The 20517-nt window shown below is 69.6% G+C and carries 18 protein-coding genes; 5 read left to right on the forward strand and 13 right to left on the reverse strand.

The features are described 5' to 3' along the window. Positions 1-104: 104 nt before the first annotated feature. The 6 genes from AC1C2U_RS06895 to AC1C2U_RS06920 all read right to left on the reverse strand — a co-directional run bounded on the left by AC1C2U_RS06895 (position 105) and on the right by AC1C2U_RS06920 (position 6611). Positions 105-1337, reverse strand: coding sequence for a PucR family transcriptional regulator (locus tag AC1C2U_RS06895; RefSeq protein WP_495360998.1), 1233 nt, complete (start codon positions 1335-1337; stop codon positions 105-107). A gap of 127 nt (positions 1338-1464) precedes the next feature. Next, on the reverse strand, positions 1465-3027 hold the full coding sequence (locus AC1C2U_RS06900) for a sensor histidine kinase (protein ID WP_495360999.1): 1563 nt from the start codon (positions 3025-3027) through the stop codon (positions 1465-1467). Beyond that, a complete protein-coding gene (locus AC1C2U_RS06905) occupies positions 3024-3779 on the reverse strand; it encodes a response regulator transcription factor (RefSeq protein WP_495361000.1) in 756 nt (251 codons plus the stop codon). The genes AC1C2U_RS06900 and AC1C2U_RS06905 overlap by 4 nt, the downstream gene beginning before the upstream one ends. Positions 3780-3860: 81 nt before the next feature. Next, positions 3861-4679, reverse strand: a complete 819-nt coding sequence (locus AC1C2U_RS06910) for a TrmH family RNA methyltransferase (protein ID WP_495361001.1) — start codon at positions 4677-4679, stop codon at positions 3861-3863. A 462-nt stretch (positions 4680-5141) separates the two neighbouring features. Beyond that, positions 5142-6212 carry an alpha/beta fold hydrolase gene (locus tag AC1C2U_RS06915; RefSeq protein ID WP_495361002.1) on the reverse strand — a complete coding sequence of 357 codons (1071 nt, stop codon included), beginning with the start codon at positions 6210-6212 and terminating at the stop codon, positions 5142-5144. Between the two features lie 9 nt (positions 6213-6221). Next, positions 6222-6611 (reverse strand): hypothetical protein, encoded by a 390-nt coding sequence (locus AC1C2U_RS06920; RefSeq protein WP_495361003.1) that lies wholly within the window; start codon positions 6609-6611, stop codon positions 6222-6224. Positions 6612-6864: 253 nt separating this feature from the next. Between AC1C2U_RS06920 and AC1C2U_RS06925 the strand changes: the two genes are divergently transcribed. Together AC1C2U_RS06925 and AC1C2U_RS06930 are read left to right on the forward strand one after the other, a co-directional pair. Continuing rightward, a complete protein-coding gene (locus AC1C2U_RS06925) occupies positions 6865-8307 on the forward strand; it encodes a DUF1254 domain-containing protein (RefSeq protein WP_495361004.1) in 1443 nt (480 codons plus the stop codon). 61 nt (positions 8308-8368) lie between these two features. Then, entirely contained in the window at positions 8369-9082 is a 714-nt protein-coding gene (locus AC1C2U_RS06930; protein ID WP_495361005.1) for an amidase domain-containing protein, read from the forward strand. Positions 9083-9088: 6 nt separating this feature from the next. Here AC1C2U_RS06930 and AC1C2U_RS06935 read toward each other — a convergent pair whose 3' ends face one another. The 7 genes from AC1C2U_RS06935 to AC1C2U_RS06965 form a co-directional block, all read right to left on the reverse strand. Then, a complete protein-coding gene (locus AC1C2U_RS06935; RefSeq protein ID WP_495361006.1) occupies positions 9089-10168 on the reverse strand; it encodes a sugar phosphate isomerase/epimerase family protein in 1080 nt (359 codons plus the stop codon). Then, positions 10165-11034: a sugar phosphate isomerase/epimerase family protein gene (locus tag AC1C2U_RS06940; RefSeq protein WP_495361007.1), complete on the reverse strand. Its 870-nt coding sequence runs from the start codon at positions 11032-11034 to the stop codon at positions 10165-10167. Before AC1C2U_RS06940 ends, AC1C2U_RS06935 begins: the two co-directional genes overlap by 4 nt. Positions 11035-11231: 197 nt before the next feature. After that, a complete protein-coding gene (locus AC1C2U_RS06945; RefSeq protein WP_495361008.1) occupies positions 11232-12437 on the reverse strand; it encodes a substrate-binding domain-containing protein in 1206 nt (401 codons plus the stop codon). Beyond that, positions 12437-13675: an ABC transporter permease gene (locus AC1C2U_RS06950; protein WP_495361009.1), complete on the reverse strand. Its 1239-nt coding sequence runs from the start codon at positions 13673-13675 to the stop codon at positions 12437-12439. Before AC1C2U_RS06950 ends, AC1C2U_RS06945 begins: the two co-directional genes overlap by 1 nt. Next, the gene (locus tag AC1C2U_RS06955; RefSeq protein WP_495361010.1) at positions 13672-14754 is read right to left on the reverse strand and encodes an ABC transporter permease; all 1083 of its coding nucleotides are present in this window, start codon (positions 14752-14754) and stop codon (positions 13672-13674) included. Before AC1C2U_RS06955 ends, AC1C2U_RS06950 begins: the two co-directional genes overlap by 4 nt. Continuing rightward, positions 14751-16376, reverse strand: a complete 1626-nt coding sequence (locus AC1C2U_RS06960) for a sugar ABC transporter ATP-binding protein (RefSeq protein ID WP_495361011.1) — start codon at positions 16374-16376, stop codon at positions 14751-14753. The genes AC1C2U_RS06955 and AC1C2U_RS06960 overlap by 4 nt, the downstream gene beginning before the upstream one ends. Continuing rightward, positions 16373-17479, reverse strand: a complete 1107-nt coding sequence (locus AC1C2U_RS06965; RefSeq protein WP_495361012.1) for a Gfo/Idh/MocA family protein — start codon at positions 17477-17479, stop codon at positions 16373-16375. The genes AC1C2U_RS06960 and AC1C2U_RS06965 overlap by 4 nt, the downstream gene beginning before the upstream one ends. A 116-nt stretch (positions 17480-17595) precedes the next feature. Between AC1C2U_RS06965 and AC1C2U_RS06970 the strand changes: the two genes are divergently transcribed. From AC1C2U_RS06970 to AC1C2U_RS06980, 3 genes are all read left to right on the forward strand, one after another. Continuing rightward, positions 17596-18783: an ROK family transcriptional regulator gene (locus AC1C2U_RS06970; RefSeq protein WP_495361013.1), complete on the forward strand. Its 1188-nt coding sequence runs from the start codon at positions 17596-17598 to the stop codon at positions 18781-18783. 213 nt (positions 18784-18996) lie between these two features. Then, positions 18997-19695, forward strand: coding sequence for a YqaJ viral recombinase family protein (locus AC1C2U_RS06975; protein ID WP_495361014.1), 699 nt, complete (start codon positions 18997-18999; stop codon positions 19693-19695). Continuing rightward, on the forward strand, positions 19692-20492 hold the full coding sequence (locus AC1C2U_RS06980) for an alpha/beta fold hydrolase (RefSeq protein WP_495361015.1): 801 nt from the start codon (positions 19692-19694) through the stop codon (positions 20490-20492). The genes AC1C2U_RS06975 and AC1C2U_RS06980 overlap by 4 nt, the downstream gene beginning before the upstream one ends. Positions 20493-20517: the final 25 nt, after the last annotated feature.

Consider the following 20517-nt stretch of genomic DNA (forward strand, 5'->3'; position numbering starts at 1 on the left):
CATCCACAGGCTAGGCACAGGTGCCTCCGAGGGCACGCGTCAGATGTTGCGGCGGGCTCGAGCACCGATCGACAGATGTCGACGCGGCACCGGAACCGGGCCGTTCACGCGACCTCGGAGGCTCCGCCGACGTGGCTCCCGCCATCCCCCGCCTCGCCTGCCCACAGCAGGAGCGCGACGTGCAGGCCCAAGCGATCCAGACCGTTGCCGAGGTCGATGTCGAGGATCCGCTCGACACGGGCCAGCCGGTTGTAAAGGGAGGTCCTGTGCACGCCCAGGCGCGCTGCAGCCGCCTGCACATGCCCGGCCGCCGCGAGGTAGCACTCGAGCGTCTCGATCAGGGCGTGGCCGTCTCGCTCGGCCGCGACGCGCTCGAGCCCCGGCTGGAAGTCGCTCGACCGGAGCCCCGACTCGGATGCCGCGTCCAAGCCTCGATAGACACCCAGGCGATCCCAATGCAAGACGGCGCCGTCGAGGCGGAACGACTCGGCGATGCCGAGTGCGCGGCGAGCCTGCCGGTAACTCTCGCGAGCGGCGACGACCGACGCCTCTCCGCCGACCGCGATCCGCAGCGTGCCGAGGCCGGCCGAGGCCGTGTCGACCGCCGACTCCGCGATGACCCCCGCTATGCGGTCGTAGTCGGCGAAGCGCCCAGGCGAGGACTGAACGACGACTGCCGCGTGGTCCCGCCGGACCAGTGCCAATACTCCGCGACCGCCGAGCGACTGACGTGCGCGGCGCGCGGTTCGCTCGAGCGCCTCGCGGACCGATCCGTCGTGCGCGATGGACGACGACCCGGCATCCAGCACGTAGACGCGGAGCGATCCGCTCTCGAACCGGCCCGACTCGACGAGTTCGTCGGCGGCTCTGCGCCGCACCTCGGCGCGGCCGAGCACCAGCTCGCGGGCCAGCTCGTGCTCGTGTGCGGACTCGAGGTCCTGTGACATCCGCACGCGCGCCCACTCGTCGGCGACCTGCTCCGCACAGTCACCGACTCGCGCGAGGTCCAGCCGTTTCGCGAACCCCGCCGGCTCGATGAACCAGAGATGGCCGAACACGACACCGGATCGACTGATCGGCACGCACACGCGCGGGAGCATGCCGAGCTCGGAACTGCCCGGAACCCGGACGGCGGAGACCGCCGAGTAGACGCCGAGCCGGCTCAGCCAGGCGTGGACCGCTGGATCTGCCCGATGCTCGAGGATGGAGCGCCGGCGCACATCGTCGATCTCGTCGGGATGCGGACTGTAAGCGACGACGCGACGGCGATGGTCCTCGACGAGGGCCGGGCACCCGAGTTCGACGGCGATGCGGGTGATCAACTGCTGCAGGCTCATGTGAAGTCTCGGGTCGCTGCGATGGCGGACGACACCAGCCTAAGCGTGAGCGCCGCGGGATCGCCGCGGGATCGCAGTTCGATGCCCTCCAGCGCCGCAGCCCGCCCGGCCCAACCCGGGTGCAGCGCTACCCTCCATGTGCGGCGGGCACGTCCTCCGGAGCGAGAGGCAGCTCGACGACGAACTCGGTGCGCCCGGGCTCGCTGGACACCGACACGTCGCCGCCGTGCGCCTCGACCACCGCACGCACGATCGCGAGCCCGAGACCGGTGCTTCCGGCAAGACGCGATCGTGACGAGTCGCCGCGCGCGAAACGTTCGAAGAGCGAGTCCACCTGCTCCGGTGGGATGCCGGGCCCGTCGTCCTCGACGGAGAGCACGACATCGTCGCCGACGCGCGCGAGCGACGCGACGACCGAGGTGCCCTCTGGCGTGTGCACGCGGGCATTCGCGAGCAGGTTCGTCACGACCTGGCGCAGGCGCGGCTCATCGCCGATCACGGTCACCGGGGCATCCGGAAGCCGCACCTCCCAATCGTGGCCGGGGCCGGCTGCCTGCGCATCGCCGACCGCCTCGACGACGACCCGGCCGAGGTCGACCGGCAGCGCCGAGAGCTCGCGCCCCTCGTCGAGGCGAGCGAGCAGCAGCAGGTCTTCCACGAGCTCGGTCATGCGCACCGACTCCGACTCGATGCGGCCGATCGCGTGCATGACGTCAGGCGGCAGCTCACCGCCGTGCAGGCGAGTGAGCTCCGCGTAGCCGCGGATCGAGGCGAGCGGCGTGCGCAACTCATGGCTCGCGTCCGCGACGAAACGGCGCACCTTCTGCTCGCTCTGCTCACGCGCCGAGAGAGCGGATGCCACGTGGCCGAGCATGCGGTTGAACGCACCACCGAGCTGCCCCACCTCGGTGCGTTCGTCGTCGATGTCGACCCGTTCGGCGAGTGCGACGTCGCCGTGATCGAGCGGGAGCTCCGAGACGCGTTGCGCCGTCGCGGTGACCTCGGCGAGGGGGCTGAGCGCCCGCCGCACGACGACGGAGCCGACCGCGAGAGCGAGCACGAGTCCTGCGAGTGCCACGATCGCGATCGTCCAGGCCAGCTGAACGGTCTGAGCGTTGAGATCGGTGAGCGGCAGTGCGAGCACGACCCGGTACTCGGGCTGCGTCTGCACGGCGAGTGCCCGGTAGTCACCGAGCGAGCCTGCGGTGATCGTGTGCGGCTGCCCGTCGGCGGGCACCTCGGCCAGCGGGAGTGTCGCGCCCTCGCCCGGGTCGGGTAGCTCGCCTCCTGTCGAGATGTACTTCGCGAAGACCCTGCCGTCGGGGAGGATGAGCGCGCCGAGCGTGCCCTCCGGCTGGCCAGGCACCCGGAGGAATTCGTCAACGCTCGCTGAGGGGTCCAGGGACATTCCGGACGGGGAGGCCTCGACCGCGCGTGTCGCCGTCGCACGCAGACTCGCGTCCAGGCGATCGACGGACGAGGTATGGAACACGAGCACCGTCGCCACGCCGATCACCGCACTCACGGCGATGAGCAGCGCGGCGACCACGACGAGGAGTCGACGGTGCAGGGTCCAGGGGTGGCGTCGGCCCGGGGCATCCGCTGCCTCGTCGTCGCCGAGCGCGGGCGTCGCCGCGGTCACGGTCGCCCGCGCAGACGTCGCATGGCCGGGATCGCCCGGCCGGGTCATCCGACGGCCTTCAGCATGTAGCCCGCGCCGCGCACGGTGTGGATCATCGGCTCGCGGCCGGCATCGATCTTCTTGCGCAAGTACGAGATGTAGAGCTCGACCACGGATTCCTTGCCGCCGAAGTCGTACGACCAGACCCGGTCGAGGATCTGCGCCTTCGAGAGCACCCGGCGCGGGTTGCGCATGAGGAAACGCAGCAGCTCGAACTCGGTCGCGGTGAGCTCGATCGGCACGCCGGCGCGGGCGACCTCGTAGGAGTCCTCGTCGAGCGTCAGGTCGCCGACGACGAGCACCGGGTCTTTCGCCTGGGCGAGAGTGAGCGTCGAGCGGCGGATGAGTCCGCGCAGGCGCGCCATGACCTCTTCGAGGCTGAACGGCTTGGTGACGTAGTCGTCACCGCCCGCGGTGAGACCGGCGATGCGATCGTCGAGCGCGTCCTTCGCGGTGAGGAAGAGCACAGGCGTCTCTGAACCATCGGCCCGCACCCGCTGGAGCACCTCGAGCCCGTCGATGTCGGGCAGCATGATGTCGAGCACGATCGCGTCGGGGCGGAACTCGCGCGCGATCTTGACTGCGGAGTAGCCGTCGCTCGCGGTACGCACGTCCCAGCCCTCGTAGCGCAGAGCCATCTTGAGCAGTTCGGTGAGCGAGTGCTCGTCATCGACCACGAGCACTCGCACCATCGACCCGTCGCCCTTCGCGATGGCGGGGGCGCGGTGCGGGGCCGAGGCCGAGGCCGGTGCAGTGCTCATGTTTCCAGTATCCGCGCGCGGCTTTGCGTTTCCTATGACTTCCATGAGCGGATGCCGCGTGGCCACGAGACGCAGCAGATGTCACGCGAGCCGCTGGCGCCTCGCCTCGTAGAGCACGATCGAAGCCGCGTTCGCCGCATTGAGCGAGCTCGCCGCTCCCGTCATGGGGATCGACAACGTCACATCGGCGGCCTCACGCCAGCTCTGGGACAACCCCGACGTCTCGTTGCCGATGAGCAGCAATATCGGCTGCGTCAGATCGAACGCGGACACGTCGGCGTCTCCGACCTCATCGGTGGCGACGACGACGATCGGCGTGCCCGCCACCCGTTGCGCCTCCACCCACTCCATGACTTCGCGCTGCGAGGCTGCACGCACGGTTGGCACGGCGAAGAAGGATCCCGTCGACGCGCGCACGGACTTCGGATCGTACGGGTCAGCGGCATGGCCGGTGGTGACGACCCCGTGCGCGCCGAACGCGTCGGCGGAGCGGATGATCGAGCCGATGTTCCCCGGTTGGGTGGGCCGGTCGAAGACCACGCCGAGGAAGTCGGGGGCGACCGGCATCCGGTCCAGGTCATCGGGGCGCATCGCAACGACGGCGAGCAGCTCGGCGGCACCGTCGGATTTCTCGCTCAGCTCCATGAGGAGCTCGGATGACATGGCGATCTCCTCGGCGTCCCGGCTGCGGTCGAGGAGGTCGCGGGCCCACGTCGAGAGCTTCCGGTCGACGTCGTGGATCAGGCTTCGGATCTCCCAGCCGTGCTCGACGGCCAGGTTGATGGGTCGCACACCCTGCACGATGAACTCGCCGGCGCGGTGCCGCTTCGTGCGGTTCGCCAGCAACGTCTGGAGCAACTGGAAGCGGGCGTTGCGTGAGGTGATCCGGATCGCAGGCACTCGTTCTCCACGGGAATTCGGCGCGCAGCGCGGGATGCCGAGCGGTCCGTCGGTCAAGACTACTCGCGCGTCTCCACCTCGGCATCCGCTGCGGGGTATGCAGCAATTCAGGTACGGGCCGGCACTCGCGGACGTACCGCGGGGCGATGCCCGTGGTCGTCGCGAAGGCGGCGGCCGTGGTCGGGGTCTCGGACATCGTCGGTTCCTTGCGTCATGGTTCGGCCGGCGGATGCGCGGCACGAGAGGCAAATCAACGCCGCAGTCGCGTCGTGCGGAACCGCCCGAACCGGCCAACTGCGGGTGGCCGGAACCGGCCACCTCGCGGCATCCGCTCTTTACAGCAATTCAGGTTCGGAGGTGTGTCGCGGCCGCGACACGCCGACCGATCCGTCGACACGCCAACTCCGTTCCTGAATTGCTGCACAAGCTCGGCGGGCGCAGGCAGGCGCAGGCGGGCGGGCCTCAGATCAGCTCGTTTCGGAGCGCCCACGCGGCCGCGGCGGTGCGCGACGGGACGCCGAGCTTCGTGCGGATGTTGGCGATGTGGCGATGCACGGTGTGCGCCGACAGCACGAGGTGGGCGGCGATCTCGGCGTCCGTCTCGCCGCGGGCGACGAGACGCAGCACCTCGCGCTCTCGCTCGCTGAGCCGGGCGGGCGCGCCGGATGCTCCGGGTCCGCCTGCCGCGCTCCCGGACTGCGCCGCCTCGACTGGCACGCCGAGGAAGGCGAGCGTCTCGCGGACGACGGAGTCCGAGTCGCCCCGCCACGGATAGTGGTCGTCGCCTTCGAGCGCGACGAAGCGGGCATTGCGGATGCCGCTCGCCACCTCTTTGCCGAGGGCGAACGGGATGGCGCGGTCATCACGACGGTGCAGCACGAGCGTCGGCCCGAGCACGTCGCCGAGATGGCCCGTCGAGTCGAAGTCGTACACCGCCTGCAGCGAGGCGCGTGCGACCTCACGGGAAGCGGAACGTCGCTGGAACTCGGCGAACTCACTCCGCTCCTCGGCCGTCGCGTCGGGCAGGAACAGATCGGCGAGCACACGCGAGCCGAGACCCCAGTGCTGGTCGATGACGGCGAGCATCGTCTCGCGGGCGGCGGGCGGTGCGAGGTCGACGCCGCGGGCGTAGCTGCCGTACAGCACGAGCCGGTCGACGCGTTCCGGATGCCGCGCCGCGAACAGCGACGCGACCCCGCCGCCCGACGATGCGCCGAAGAGCGAGATCACCGCCGGAGCCGGAGCCGCCTCCTCGACGAGTGCCTCGAGGGTCGCGAGCTCCTCCTCGAGCGAGCGGGCGGGAAGCGCGCCCCGATCGGAGACGCCCGCTCCCGGTCGGTCGTAGCGGATCACCGTCCGATGTCGCGCGAGCAGCGCGACGAACCGCCGGAACTTCGTGTTCCGCCAGTCGTATTCGAGATGGCTCGACCACCAGCCGCCGATGACGAGGGGCGGGCCCGAGCCGACCGCGGACCACGCGATCGACGAACCGCCGAACTCCGCATAGCGGATGATCTGATCCTCGGGCTGCACGCTCCAAGTCTAGGAAGTCGAGGAATCCTCGGACCACACCACGCTGGACAGCACGCGCGGCAGTTCGGCGCGGTGCTCGGCGAGGAGCACGCGGGCACTGTCGAGTTCCGGTCCGCCGTGATCGCCGAGCAGGATCGGCACGTGCTCGCCCGGGAGCAACAGCTCCTGGCGGTCGCCGGTCGGGGCCTCGACGACGCGGAGCACTCCCGCCGCGCGCTGCTCCTCGAGCCAGGCGCGCGCGAGGTGCTCCGGCACGGCGGCGAGCGCCGCGAAGGTCGGGGCATCCACGGGTCCGGCCTCGAACAGCAGCCGGTAGTAGCCGCGCTTGCGCCCGAAGGCGATCGAGGCGCGGGTGCGGCGTTCGGCGGCCGTCGTGTCGGTGTCGGTGTCGGTGTCCATGATGACTCCCTTGGAACGGTGCCACCCCGGTCGGGGCGATTCAGCACGCTCCGATTCCACCGCGGCCGGCCCTCACCGGACATCGCGCGTTCCGGCCACTCGCGAATGGCCGGAACGGGCCACGAAGCCGGGCTGGGCGGATGCCTCGGCGCGCCTCGTCCGCCCGCGGCATCCGCTCGCTCGTCGACGCCCCTTGTCAGTGAACCGGTCCGCTGCCAGAGTGAGCGGAGCGGCCGTCGATGATGGGGGAATCATGTCAGAGCCCGACCAGGTCAGTTCAGGACTGAACGCAGATGAGATGGCGAAAGCAGTTGCGTCGCTCAGTACCGCCGACACGGTGTCGTCGCCGTTCGGCGAGCTGCGCTTCTTCGACGGGGTGCCGCTGCCCGAGACGGTCGACACCGCCTACGACGCGCTCGACCTCATGCGAGGCATCGAAGTGTTCCTGAATGCCGTGCCGGGTGCGTCGCTCGTGGCGTTCCGAAAGGGCCTGCGCGCTGCGGGTGTCACTACGGCTCGGCAAATCGGCATCACCGAACCGAGGGCGACGTCGAAGGCGTTCTACCTCACGCCGAACACGGAGACGACCTACGGTGTCACGATGCTCGACCTGAAGGCCTGGGGCCCCACGGTCATCGAAGCGCCGCCGCAGTCGCTCTGCGTCGTCGACGACTTCTGGTTCCGGTACGTGGCCGACATGGGCATCGCCGGGCCCGATCGGGGAGCCGGCGGCAAGTACCTGTTCCTCCCGCCGGGCTACGACGGCGAAGTGCCAGACGGGTACTTCACGTATCGGACTCCGACCTTCACGAACTTCGTCGTGCTGCGAGCACTCGGCGGGGTCCCGGCCATGAAGCAGACGCGCATCTATCCGCTGGCGCAGGCCGAGAATCCCGACGCGAACGAGTTCATCAACATCTCCGACCTCGCGATCAACACGGTGCACGCCAACGATTTTTCGTTCTACGAGGAAGTGTCAGAACTCGTGCAGGAAGAGCCGACCGACGCACTCGACGCCGAACGGGCCGGGCAGCTCGCCGCGATCGGCATCGTGAAAGGACAGCCGTTCGCGCCCGACGCGCGGCTCAAGGCCATCCTCGAGCGGGCCGCACCGATCGCCGCCGGCATCGCGCGCGTGATCGCCTACGCGCCGCGCGACCCCGACGCCGTGCTCTACGGCTCGTGGCGCAACGGTTTCGTCGGCGGCAGCTACGAGTTCCTGCGCAACGGAGCCCGCCTGCTCGACGCCCGAACCCAGTTCCACTACCTCGCCACGGTCATCACCCCGGCGATGGCGCACGCCCAGGTCGGTGCCGGATCGGCGTACGCCTACACGGTGCACGACGCGAACGGCGACCTTCTCGACGGCGCGCGCACCTACAGGCTGCACGTCGATCCGAACCCGCCGGCGAAGAACTTCTGGGCGGTCGACGTCTACGACACGCAGACCCGGTCGCTCCTCGTCGTTCCATCGACCCCCTACCCTGCCGTTGCCAGCAACGACGGCAAGGTGGCGGCCAACGACGATGGTTCGTACGACCTCTACTTCGGCCCGCAGGCGCCCGAGGGCAAGGAATCGAACTGGGTCGAGACGATCCCCGGCAAGTCGTGGTTCCAGCTCTTCCGCATCTACGGCCCTCTGGAGCCGTGGTTCGATCAGAGCTGGCGGCTCAACGAGTTCGAGCCACAGGACTGACGGCACGGCGGCGCGGCGCGGCGCGGGCGTCTGCACAGCTTCATTTCGTACCGTGGAAGCGATGGCCCCTACCACGACCGACCGTACCTACCGCCTTCGCCGCACGCTCGTCGCGCTCGGCCTGGTCGGCATCCTCGCCATCGGCGGCGGCGCATGGGCGATCGTTCAGGCGAGCTCGGCCGGTGATGCTCAGGCGTCGACGTCCGGTGACACGACCACGGGTGTCGACGGCGACGACCGCGAGGCATCCGAATCGGAAGCCCAGGTGGCCGACTTCTCCGCCTACTCGACCTCGGTCGCCGCGCAACTCGAGTACGCCTACGAACACTGGAACGACACCGAGAGCGACCAGTTCGGATACGTCGACGAGAACGACTGCGTGAACTTCACGAGCCAGTCACTGCTCGCCCGCGGCTGGATCGAAGACGACGAGTGGTGGTACGACGAGTCGGGCAACGCCTACGACAGCGCCGACGCGTGGATCAGCTCGACCGCGCTCATGAATTACCTCGAGGAGCACCCCGAGCGCGCGACCGCGCTCACCGATGATGAGCGCGCCTCGGTGAAGGTCGGCGACGTCGTGCAGTTCGACTGGGATGACTCGGGCGATCGCGACCACACCGGCATCGTCACTTCCGTCGAGCCGGAAGCCGACGGTTCGGTCACGATCCTCTACGCCGGGCACACGGATGCGACGTGGGACCGCTCGGTCGACATGGCGATCACCGAGCTGCACCCCGGCGGCGTCGCGTACTACTGGAGCATCCCCGACTGACGGGACCTACTGGTTCGAGAAGGCCGCATCGAACGACGTTGCCGGCTTCGGCCAGAGCAGCGAGCGGATGTATCCGACCGCCTCGGCTGCACCGTGCAGCCGGTCCATGCCCGCGTCCTCCCACTCGACCGAGATCGGTCCGTCGTAGCCGATCGCATCGAGTGCGCGGAATGCGTCCTCCCAGGGCACGTCGCCGTGGCCCGTCGACACGAAGTCCCAGCCGCGGCGAGGGTCGCCCCACGGCAGGTGCGAGCCGAGCACGCCGGCGCGGCCGTTGGTCGGGCGCATCCGCGTGTCCTTGCAGTCGACGTGGTAGATGCGGTCCTTGAAGTCCCAGATGAAGCCCACCGGATCGATGTGCTGCCACATCATGTGCGACGGGTCCCAGTTGAAGCCGAACGCCGGTCGCCGATCGATCGCCTCGAGAGTGCGCACCGAACTCCAGTAGTCGTACGCGATCTCCGAGGGGTGCACCTCGTGGGCGAACCGCACGCCCTCGGCATCGAAGACGTCGAGGATCGGGTTCCACCGGTTCGCGAAGTCCTCGAAGCCCGCGTCGATGACCGATACGGGCACGGGCGGGAACATCGCCACGTAGGGCCAGATCTTCGAACCCGTGAACCCGACGACGGTGTCGACGCCGAGCGCCCGCGCGACGCGAGCCGCGCGCTTCATGTCGTCGGCGGCACGTTGCCTGACCCCCTCGGCGTCACCGTCGCCCCAGGTGTAAGGCCGCACGATGGCCTGGTGGCGGAAGTCGATCGGGTCGTCGCAGACGGCCTGGCCGGTCAGGTGGTTCGAGATCGCGTACACCTCGAGCCCGTGTCGCTGCAGGATCTCGCGCCGCTCGTCGAGGTAGCCGGGCTCCTCATCGGCGAGTTTCAAGTCGAGGTGGTCGCCCGAGCAGGCGATCTCGAGGCCGTCGTACCCCCACTCGGCCGCGCGGCGCGCGACCTCCTCGAACGGGAGGTCGGCCCACTGGCCCGTGAAGAGCGTGACCGGGTGGGTTGCGGGACCGCTCGCTGCGCTCGTCGAAGCGGCCGATGTGTTCCCTTCGACAGGCTCAGGGGGCTCTCGAAAGCTCATCGTCGTTCCCTTTCGTCTTGCAGCGCGGTGAGATAACGGATGCTCCGTGCCGCCAGTTCGTCTTGCGACACGGCGAGCGGGCGCCACACCGAGGCGGCGACCGCGATGGTGTCGTTGTCGCCGGTGAAGCTCTCGAGGCCGAGCGGGCCGCCGTAGCCGACGTCGTCGAGCGCGTCGAGGAAGGCCGGCCAGTCGATGTGGTCGTCGCCGACCGCGCCGCGGTCGTTGCCGCACACCTGCACGTATGCGAGATGCTCGCCCGCCAGGCGGATCGCGTCGCCGATGCGCTGCTCCTCGATGTTCAGGTGGTAGCTGTCGAGCGCGAGGCCGAGTCCGGGGCCGAGCAACGGGCCGAGCGCCTCGAGCGCCTGCTCGACGGTGTTGATGAGGCTCGTCTCGTAGCGGTTGAGTGGTTCGATGGCGAGACGGATGCCGCTGCGCTCCGCCGCCCGCACGACCGGCCCGAGGCTGCCCCGGAGCTCGTGATAGCGCTCCTCGCGCTCCTCGGCATCCATGCGCCAGGTGCGCCCGGTGGCCGCGGTGAACGGGCCGGCGACGATGCGGGCGCCAAGGCGTTCAGCAACGCCGACGCAGTGCACGAGGTAGTTCTGCGTGGCGACGACTTCGGAGCCGGGCGCCGCGATCAGGTTGCGGCCGGGGCCCATCGCGCCGACCACGACTGGAGCGAGTCGGTGCTCGTGCAGCACCTCGGCCGCGGCATCCGATGACCAATCGCCGGGGTTCTCGACCGGCAGTTCGATGGCGCCGAAGCCCATGCCCGCCGCCTTCGCGGCGATCTCGGCGAGCGCGGCATCATCGAGCGGCGATGTCCAGACCCAGGTGTTCACACCGACGATGCGACGCATGCTGCCTCCTTGCAGTGAGGGAACCGCCAGTCGGTCCCCGTTGGTCGAACGCCGGATCGAGTAGGCGCGCCGGCGCCGTATCGAGATCTAGCGAGCGAAGCGAGCGTATCGAGACCCGGCCTCCTGAGCCCGAAGGCCGGTCGCCGGGTCTCGATACGGCGCTTTGCGCCTACTCGACCAACGAGTCTTCCCGCCGGTTACGGGATGATGCGCTCCTGCCACACCTGCGGGTAGCCGGGCAGGTCCTCTCCACCGAACTTCGCGTAGTGGCCGTCGGGCATGCCGTCGTTCGCCTCGAGGTACTGGTCGACCTCTTCTGCGGTGATCGGGCTCTGCGGCAGCACCCACTCCTTCGGGATCTCCTCGCCCGCGAAGATCTTCTGCGCGGCGAGGAGCGGCGTGCGCCACTGGAAGTTGGAGTACACCGGTGCGAGACCGGTGAGGCCCGTCTCCTTCCACTTGCGCAGGAAGCTCATCTCGTCTTCGCCCGTCATGACGGGGTAGTCGACGCCGGCGTCCTCGAACGCCTCGATGGCCGCGACGGCGCCGTCACCGGCATCCATCCAGATGCCGTCGACGTCGCCCTTCGCGAGTTCGTCGGAGATGATCTTCTTGATCTCGGCGGGGTCGCCCCCTGAGAAGTAGTCGACCGCGTCGATGTCGTTCTCACTGAAGAGCTTCTCGGCCGCGGCCCAGCGCTGTTCGAGCACGTCGACGCCCGGGAGGATCCGGAGCGCGACGACCTTCGAGCCCGGTTCGAGCTCCTCGATGAGGAACTCGGCGGTGTCGATACCCCACGCGAATCCGCCGATGGGGTGGATGAACGTGACGGGGCAGTCGGTCTGCACGCCGCGGTCGAAGACCACGACGGGCTTTCCGGTGTCGCACGCACGCTCGACGGCCGGGGTCATCGCCGCCGTGGAGTTCGGCGAGATGAGGAAGATGTCGCAGCCGCCCTCCTCGATGAAGTAGTCGATGTCGGCGATCTGCGTGTCGTCGGAGTCCTGCGCGTCGCGGGTCTCCATCTCGGAGATGACCCCCGCGTCCTGCATGACCTTCAGCTGCTGGTTCATGGTGATCCAGCCGGTGGTGCGCCACGGGTTGGAGATCGAGGCGTTCGCGAAGCACGCCTTCTTCGCGCCCGTTCCCGCGTACTCCGCCGTGTCGGTCATCTCGGCGTTGATGTACTGCAGCCATGGCTGCCCCTCGGGCCCTTCGGGCACGACGGATCGTTCGGCGTCCTGCTTGTCGAAGAGCTCTTGGTCGAACCACTCGACCGCTTCCTCCATGGCTCCGGCGTCATCCGACGGCGCGGCCACATTCGGGTCGGTGGTACATCCGGCCAGTGCGATCATCGCGAGAGCGGCGACCATGGCGGATGCCACTGCATACCTGCGTCGCATCACGAACCTCCCTTGGTTTCGTTGTCTGCCCTCAGCGTTGAGGGAATGGGTGCAGGGCGAGCGGATGCCGCAGCATCCTGCTCCTCCGCCGGTGCCGGCGAAGTCTGGGTCGCCGCGGACGGCGAAGTCTGGGTCGGCACGTCCGACGAAACCGACGGCGAGACCGTGGTCGCCGCGGACGGCGAGTCGGGGGCAACCGGTGCCGGCGGAGTCGTCGGTGCTTCGAGCGCACGACCCTTTCGGCGCGCGCGGATGGTGGTAGCCGCATAGGCGACGGCGAGGATGATGATCGCGCCCTGCACCGCGTCGCGGTACGTCGATGGCACGCCCGCGAAGTTCAAGAGGGTGAAGAGTGCTTCGAGCGCGAACGCGCCGGCCGCCGCAGCGACGACCCAGCCGCGACCGCCGCCGAGCACCACGCCGCCGAGCACGACCGCGGTGATCGCGGTGAACTCGTAGCCGCGACCGACGCTCGGGTGCACCCCGGCGTAGCCGACGAGCAGCACGCCCGCGATGGTCGCCGCGAGCGAGGAGATCACGAAGGTCGAGGTCTTCACCCACCACGTGCGGGTGCCCGAGTAGCGCGCCGTCGTCGGGTTGTCGCCGAGCGCGATGATCGTGCGGCCGAACGGTCGTCGCGCGAACCAGATCGCGATGACGAGCACCACGACGAGCACCACGACCGACCACGGCAGGATCTCGATGACCGGAAGACCGCGGATGCCGCCTCGGCCGATCTCGCGGAACCCGTCTGCGGGGTTGCCTGTGGCGGCGCCGCCTGTCCAGTAGAGGATGGCGCCGAGGAGGGCGAGCATCATGCCGAGCGTGGCGATGAAGCTCGGCACCTTGAGCAGGGTGACGATGAGGCCGTTCACGAGGCCGATGAACGCGCCGAACGCGAGCATGAACGCGAGCACCGGCAACGACTTCGCCTCGTCTTGGCCGATGAGGTTGCCGGCGATCACAACCTGGGCGGTGACGACCGAACCCATCGAGAGGTCGAACTCACCGCCGACGATCACGAAGAACTGGCCGATCGCGACGATGGCGACGGGCGCCACACGCTGCACGAAGCGGATGAACTGGCTCGGCTCGGCGAACGACGGGTTCAGCACCGTGATCGCCACGAGCAGCACGACGAGCAGCAGGAAGACGGCGCCGCGGGGGCTCACGAGGTTTCGGCCGAAACCGGCGAGGCGCTGGCCGGCCGTGGGCTGGTCGGATGTCGCGGCGCTCATGACGATGCCTCCTTCGAGTCGTCGCTCGCTGAGCCAGCGGCGCCCTGAGCCTGTCGAAGGGTCGAAGCGAGCCCGCCCGCGCCGAATCTCGGCCGTCGCCGGTCGAGCGATCGGCTCGTGTAGACCGCGACCGCGGCGACGATGACGACCCCGCGCACGACGTCCTTCAAGAAGGGGTTGACCTGCATGACGCTCATGACGTTGTCGACGACCGCGAAGATCGCGACACCGCCGATCGTGCCCCAGATCGAACCGCGGCCGCCCAAGAGCAGCGTTCCGCCGAGCACGACCGCGGCGATCGAGAGCAGGTCGTAGCCGCCCTGGGTGCCGACGGTCGGGCTGCCCACGCCGAGCCGGCTCGCGAGCAGGAGACCGGCGAGCGCCGCGGTGATCGAGCACAGCATGTGCGCCACGATGACCGGCCGCGCCGTGCGGATGCCCGAGAGGCGCGCGACCTGCTCGTTGCCGCCGACGGCGAACATGTGGTTGCCGACTCGGGTGCGGGCGAGGAAGAACGCTCCGGCGAGTGCGACGACGAGCATGATGAGCGTCGACACGGGCACCGGCCCGACGCCGGTCGCGCCGATCAGCTGGAACTCCCACGGCACTTCGCCGCTCGTGCCCTTGTAGTTCGTGTCGAGATAGCCCTTGATGATGAGCCCGGTACCGAGCGTCGCGATGAACCCGTTGACCTTGAGCTTTGTGACGATGAGCCCATTGGCGAGGCCGATGAGCGCAGCGACGACGAGCACCGCGAGTACCACGACCGGGATGTTCGCGGGGTTGCCGGCCATCATGTCGGCCGCGATGAGGCTCGAGAGGCTCACGACGTAGGGCACCGAGAGGTCGAGCGAGGCGCAGAGGATCACGAGCGTCTGGCCGATCGCGACGAAGCCGAGCACGCTCATGCCCGTGAGGATGTCGCGGATGTTGCCTGCACTGAAGAAGTTGCGCCCGATGCTTGCGACGAGGATGGCGCCGATGATGATGACGCCCACGAGCGCGATGCCCACGATGAGGCTCGCGTCGAGGCGGCGACGACGACCTCGGCGAGCGGATGTCGCGGTGACGGTGCTCATCGATCGTCCTCCTCGCCCGAGGCATCCGATTCGCTCGCCGGGCTCGCGGTACCCTGAGCCTCGGCCGCTGCGGGCCCTGGCTCAGGAAGCCTCAGCGTGCCGGTGGCCGCCGAGAGGATCGTCGCCTCGTCGCTGCGAGCCTGCAGCTCTGCCGAGGCGCGGCCGTCGTGCATGACGATGATGCGGTCGGACATGCCGATGACCTCGGGCAGTTCGGAGGAGATCATGAGGATGGCGACTCCTTCTTTCGCGAGCCGCCGCATGAGCGTGTAGACGGCGACCTTCGCGCCGACGTCGATGCCGCGGGTCGGCTCGTCGAGCAGTACGACGCGCGGCTTCGTGGCGAGCCACTTCGCGAGCACGACCTTCTGCTGGTTGCCGCCCGAGAGATACTGCACCTCTTGGTCGACTCCGCGCGAGGCGACCTCGAGCGAGGAGAGCACGCCGGGCAGTTCACGTCGCGCCTCGCTCGTGCGACGAGCGAAGACCGAGCGGATCACGAGCAGCGCGTTGTCACCGACCGACTGGTTCAGGGCGAGCCCTTGGGCCTTGCGGTCTTCGGTGATGAGCGCGACGCCCGCCTTCACGGCCTGCCGCGCCGAGGTCATGCGAACGGGCCGTCCGTCGAGGAGCATCTCGCCGCGGGTGAACGGCGCGATGCCGAAGAGCGCTTCGACGAGCTCGGTGCGACCCGAGCCCTGCAGGCCGGCGACACCGACGATCTCGCCGGCGCGCAGCTCGAGGTCGATGCCGTCGACGTAGGCGTTGCCCGCGCCGCGCAGTTCGAGCCGCGGATCGCCGACGACGGTGCCCTCCTCCGCCCCCGGGAAGTAGGCGGAGATCGGTCGACCGACCATCCGGCGCACGAGTTCGTCGGTGTCGAGTTCGGCGGCCGGTCCGCTCGAGATGAGTGCGCCGTCTTTCAGCACGGTGATCGTGTCGCAGAGGTCGAAGATCTCCTTCAGCCGGTGCGAGACGTAGAGAATGGCGACGCCGCGTTCGGAGAGGCGACGCACGATCGTGTAGAGCAGCTCGACCTCGTGGTCGGCGAGCGCGGCCGTCGGCTCGTCCATCTGGATGACCCGCGCGTCGACCGAGAGCGCCTTCACGATCTCGACGATCTGCTGCTCGGCGACGGTGAGCGTGCGCACCGGAGCATCCGCGTCGATCGTGTCGATGCCGAGGTCGGCGAGCAGCGACCTCGTCTCGGCGAGCATCGCCCTCTTGTCGACGAAGCCGCCGCGCCGCGGCTCGCGGCCGAGGAAAACGTTCTGCGCGACGGTGCGCTCGGGCAGCAGGTTGAACTCCTGGAAGACCGTGGCGAGCCCCGCGCGTGCCGCCTCGACCGGGTGGCTGAACGCCACGTCGGCGCCGCCGAGCGTGATGGTGCCCGCGTCTCGTTCGTAGACGCCGGCGAGGATCTTCATGAACGTCGACTTGCCCGCGCCGTTCTCACCGACGAGGCCGTGCACCTCGCCCGGCCGGAGCGTGAGGCCGACTCCCTGCAGCACCGTGACGCCGAAGAACGACTTCTCGAGGCCCGTGGCGACGAGCACCGGGTCGGCGTCGAGCACGGTGCCGCGCCCGGTGTCGCCCCTCGGCTCCTGCTGTTCCGCGCTCATGCGGCCACCTCCACCCAATTGCCGGATGCCGCGGACTCCAGTACCGCCTCGGTCACGCGCACCGCGCGCAGACCGTCGTCGAAGCGAGGCAGCCCCTCTGGCGACGCGCCGCCGATCGCCGCGTAGGCGTCGGCGATGAAGGCGTTGAACGCGTCTTGGTAGCCCATCGGATGCCCCGCCGGCACGATCGCCAGCCGTGCTGCGTCTTCGGCGAGCCGTGCCGGGTCGCGCTCGATGATGCTCGACGCGTCAGTGCGCCCGAGCCACAGGGTGTCGGGGCGCTCCTGCTCGAACCGCACGCTCGCCTCGGTGCCGGCGAGCTCGATCGAGAGGGCGTTCTTGCGGCCCGGCGCCACCTGCGAGACGAGCAGTGTGCCGACAGCGCCCGAAGAGAGCTCGACGACGACGGCGACGAGGTCTTCGGTGGCGATGTCGTCGTGCGTGGCGCGGGCCTCGTAGACGGTGCGGGTCGAGGCGCTGAGTCGTTCGATCCGCTCCCCCGAGACGAACTCGAGCAGGTCGACGAGGTGCGAGCCGATGTCGGCGAACGCGCGCGACGGGCCGCCGAGCGCGGCGTCGACCCGCCAATCGTCGTCATGAGGTGCGGCGAGCCAGTCCTGCAGGTATGCACCCTGCACGCTGAGCAGCCGCCCGGTCTCGCCGCGGGCGACGCGGGCACGTGCCTCGCGCGCCATGGGGTGGAAGCGGTAGATGAACGGCACGGCGGCCACGAGGCCCCGATCGGCGGCGAGTGCGGTCAGCGCCGCGGCATCCGTCGCCGACGTCGCGAGCGGCTTCTCGCAGATGACGTGCTTGCCCGCCTCGAGTGCGACCCGAGCGATCGCAGCGTGCGTCGCGTTCGGCGTGCAGACGTGCACGACGTCGATCCCGGGGTCGTCGAGCAGCGCGGCGACCGAGTCGAACGCCGTGGCGAACCCCAGCCGTTGTGCGGCGTCGCGAGCGCGATCTGCCGACGATGAGGCACCGCCCGCGAGCTCGGCCCGCGCGGTGCGAGCAGCCCGGGAGTGCACGGCGGCCATGAAGCCGCCACCGACGAAGCCCGCACGAAGAGTGCGGACCGGGGCGACGACATCCATTGTCATGGTCGATATGGTGGCACAAGAATGATGACTTCTGCTAGCCGTTCATCAAAAGTTGCAGAAGTCGTTACATCTTCGAGATTTGTGTGCGCGCGAAGACCGTGTGCTTTACTCAGTGCATGGTTGACATCAGCCGGGGATCAGCACTCGGTGCCTCGGGGGCGAGCGAGCTCTTCCAGCTGCTCCGCGACGGCGCACCCCGCACCCGCGCGTCCCTCGCGGCCACCACCGGTCTCGCGCGATCCACGATCGCGGCGCGCGTCGACGAACTCATGCGGCTCGGGCTCGTCTCCCCCGTGGCCGATGCCGCCTCGACCGGCGGCCGCCCGCCATCGCAGTTCGCGCTCAACCCCGCGGCGCGCATCGTGCTCGCCGCCGACCTCGGTGCCTCGCACGCCACGATCGCCGTGACCGATCTCACCGGCACGGTGCTCGCTTCACGCGGCGAGCGCATGGACATCGCCGAGGGCCCCGAGGCGGTGCTCGGCTGGATGGTCGACGCCGGCCGAGCACTCATCGAAGGGCTCGGCCGCGACCGGCACGAGCTCGCGGCCATCGGCATCGGCGTGCCCGGACCGGTCGAACACTCCACCGGTCGCCCGGTGAACCCCCCGATCATGCCCGGCTGGGATCGCTTCGACGTGCCCGGCTGGGTGCAGCAGCACCTCGAGGTACCCGTGCTCGTCGACAACGACGTGAACATCATGGCGCTCGGCGAACGCGCCCTCGCCTGGCCGCAGGTCGAGCACCTCATGTTCGTGAAGGTCGCCACGGGCATCGGCTCCGGCATCATCTCGGGCGGCCTGCTGCAGCGCGGTGCGCAGGGCATCGCGGGTGACATCGGCCATGTGCGCGTCGCGCGCGGCAGCGAGGTGCCTTGTCACTGCGGCAACCGCGGATGCCTCGAAGCCCTCGCCTCGGGCCCCGCCATCGCCCGGGCGCTTCGCGAGCAGGGCGTCGACGCGACATCCGGCAACGATGTCGTCGAGCTCGTCAAGCGCGGCGACATCGATGCGATCCAAGCGGTGCGCCAGGCCGGTCGCGACATCGGCGAAGTGCTCACCGCGTGCGTCAGCCTCGTGAACCCCTCGGTCGTCGCGATCGGCGGTTCGATGGCGAGGGCCGGCGAGCACCTCATCGCCGGCGTGCGAGAGGTCGTCTACACCCGTTCGATGCCGCTCGCGACCGAGCACCTCGCGATCGTGCAATCGGCCGCGGCGGAGAATGCGGCCGTGCTCGGGGCGAGCATGCTCGCGATCCACCACGCGCTCTCACCCGAGGGCATCGACGCGCTCGCAGCGCGCTGACGCGGCATCCGCTGCCCCCTGTTCGCGGCCACCTCGCCACCTCGCCACCTCGCCACCTCGCCACCTCGCCACCTGCAGCAATTCAGGTCCGGAGACGTGTCGCACCCCTGATTTGCCGCCGACACGCCGCGACACGCTCCTCCCGTCCTGAATTGCTGCAGGCGACCGCGAGTATGGCGCACCGACGACGGAGCCCAGCGGTACGCTCGAGGGGTGCCCGACACCCCCTTCGCCTTCTTCGATCTCGAGAGTGTGACGACTGCGGTCGCGGTCGAGGAGCGCCCGCGGCATCCGTGCCAGTCGCGCGTCGTGGCCGACTCGAGCGATCGGGTCGCCTGGCTGCGGGCGCGATCACAGGGCATCACCGCGACGGATGCCGCGAAGCTCGCGACGCGCGAATCGGTGCGCACCGCCGCGCACGAGAAGCTGCACGGCAGCCGGTACAGCTTCGGCGGGAGCCGTTACACCGACCACGGCCGGGCACGCGAACCCGTCATCGCCGAGTGGGCACGACACAGTTACAGCATCGAGCCGTCGACGCTGCTGTACCACTCGGAATTCGAACGCCGCCACCTCGCGACACCCGACGGCCTCAGAATCGCGCCGAACGGCACCCTCGAACTCTGCGAGATCAAGACCACCTCCAAACCGTGGCGCGGAATCCCACGCGGATACCTGCGTCAGGTCTGGTGGCAGCAGTACGTGCTGGGCGCCGAGCGCACGCTCGTCGTGTGGGAGCAGCACGACGACTTCATTCCGGTCGCCGCCGAGCCGCAGTGCCGGTGGGTCGACCGCGACGACGATCAGATCGCGATCCTCGTCGGGTTCGCGAACGAACTGCTCACGGCGATCCGGCCAGCCGGCGCCGACCACGACCCACGTGCGATCTACCGGCCGGGTGCTCTCGCGTGACGACCGTCCTCCTGCACGGCCTCGGTGCCGACCGACGCCAGCCCCTCGACCTCTTCACGCCCGCGGTGCACGCGGCGATCGGATCCGACGAACTCATCGTCGCACCCGACATCCGCGCGCACGGCGGGTTCCTCACGGTCGGCGAACCCGACGACTTCCGGATCGACCGGCTCGCCGCTGAAGTCGCCGCGACCGTGCGGGAGACGATCGCCGAAGCGGGCGAACCTGCGCCCGAGCCATCCGCCCCGCTCACCATCATCGGCGTCTCTCTCGGTGCCGCGCTCGCGCTGCGGCTCGCGCTCGACGAACTGCTGCCCATCGAGCGGGCGATCTTCGTGCGGCCGTCCTTCAGCGACGAATCGCTGCCCGAGAATCTGCGCCCGTTCCCCGTGATCGGACAGATCCTCGCCGACGCCGGGCCGGCGGGCATTCAAGAGTTCCGCGAGCGCGCGATCTTCCACCACGTCGCCTCCGTCTCGCCCTCTGGCGGGCGAGCGCTCCTCGCGCAGTTCACCGCTCCCGATGCCGCGCGGCGGGCGATGCGCCTCGTCGAGATCCCGCGCAACCGAGCGTTCACCGCCGACTCCGAGCTCGCCGGGCTCGGAGCCCGCGGCATCCGTTCACTCGTCGTCGGCGCACCGCGCGACCCGGTGCATCCGTACGCGCTCGCCGAGCGATGGGCTGCCGCGCTCGACGCGCCACTCGTCGAACTGCCGGCCCGCGACGACGGGCTGCCCGTGCAGACGGCGCTGCTGCGCGAGGGTATCGCCCGCTGGCTGCAGCACACGCGCGCCTGAGCCTTCCCGGCGCGAATCGCGATCG

The sequence above is a fragment of the Agromyces sp. Y575 genome, assembly GCF_059445445.1.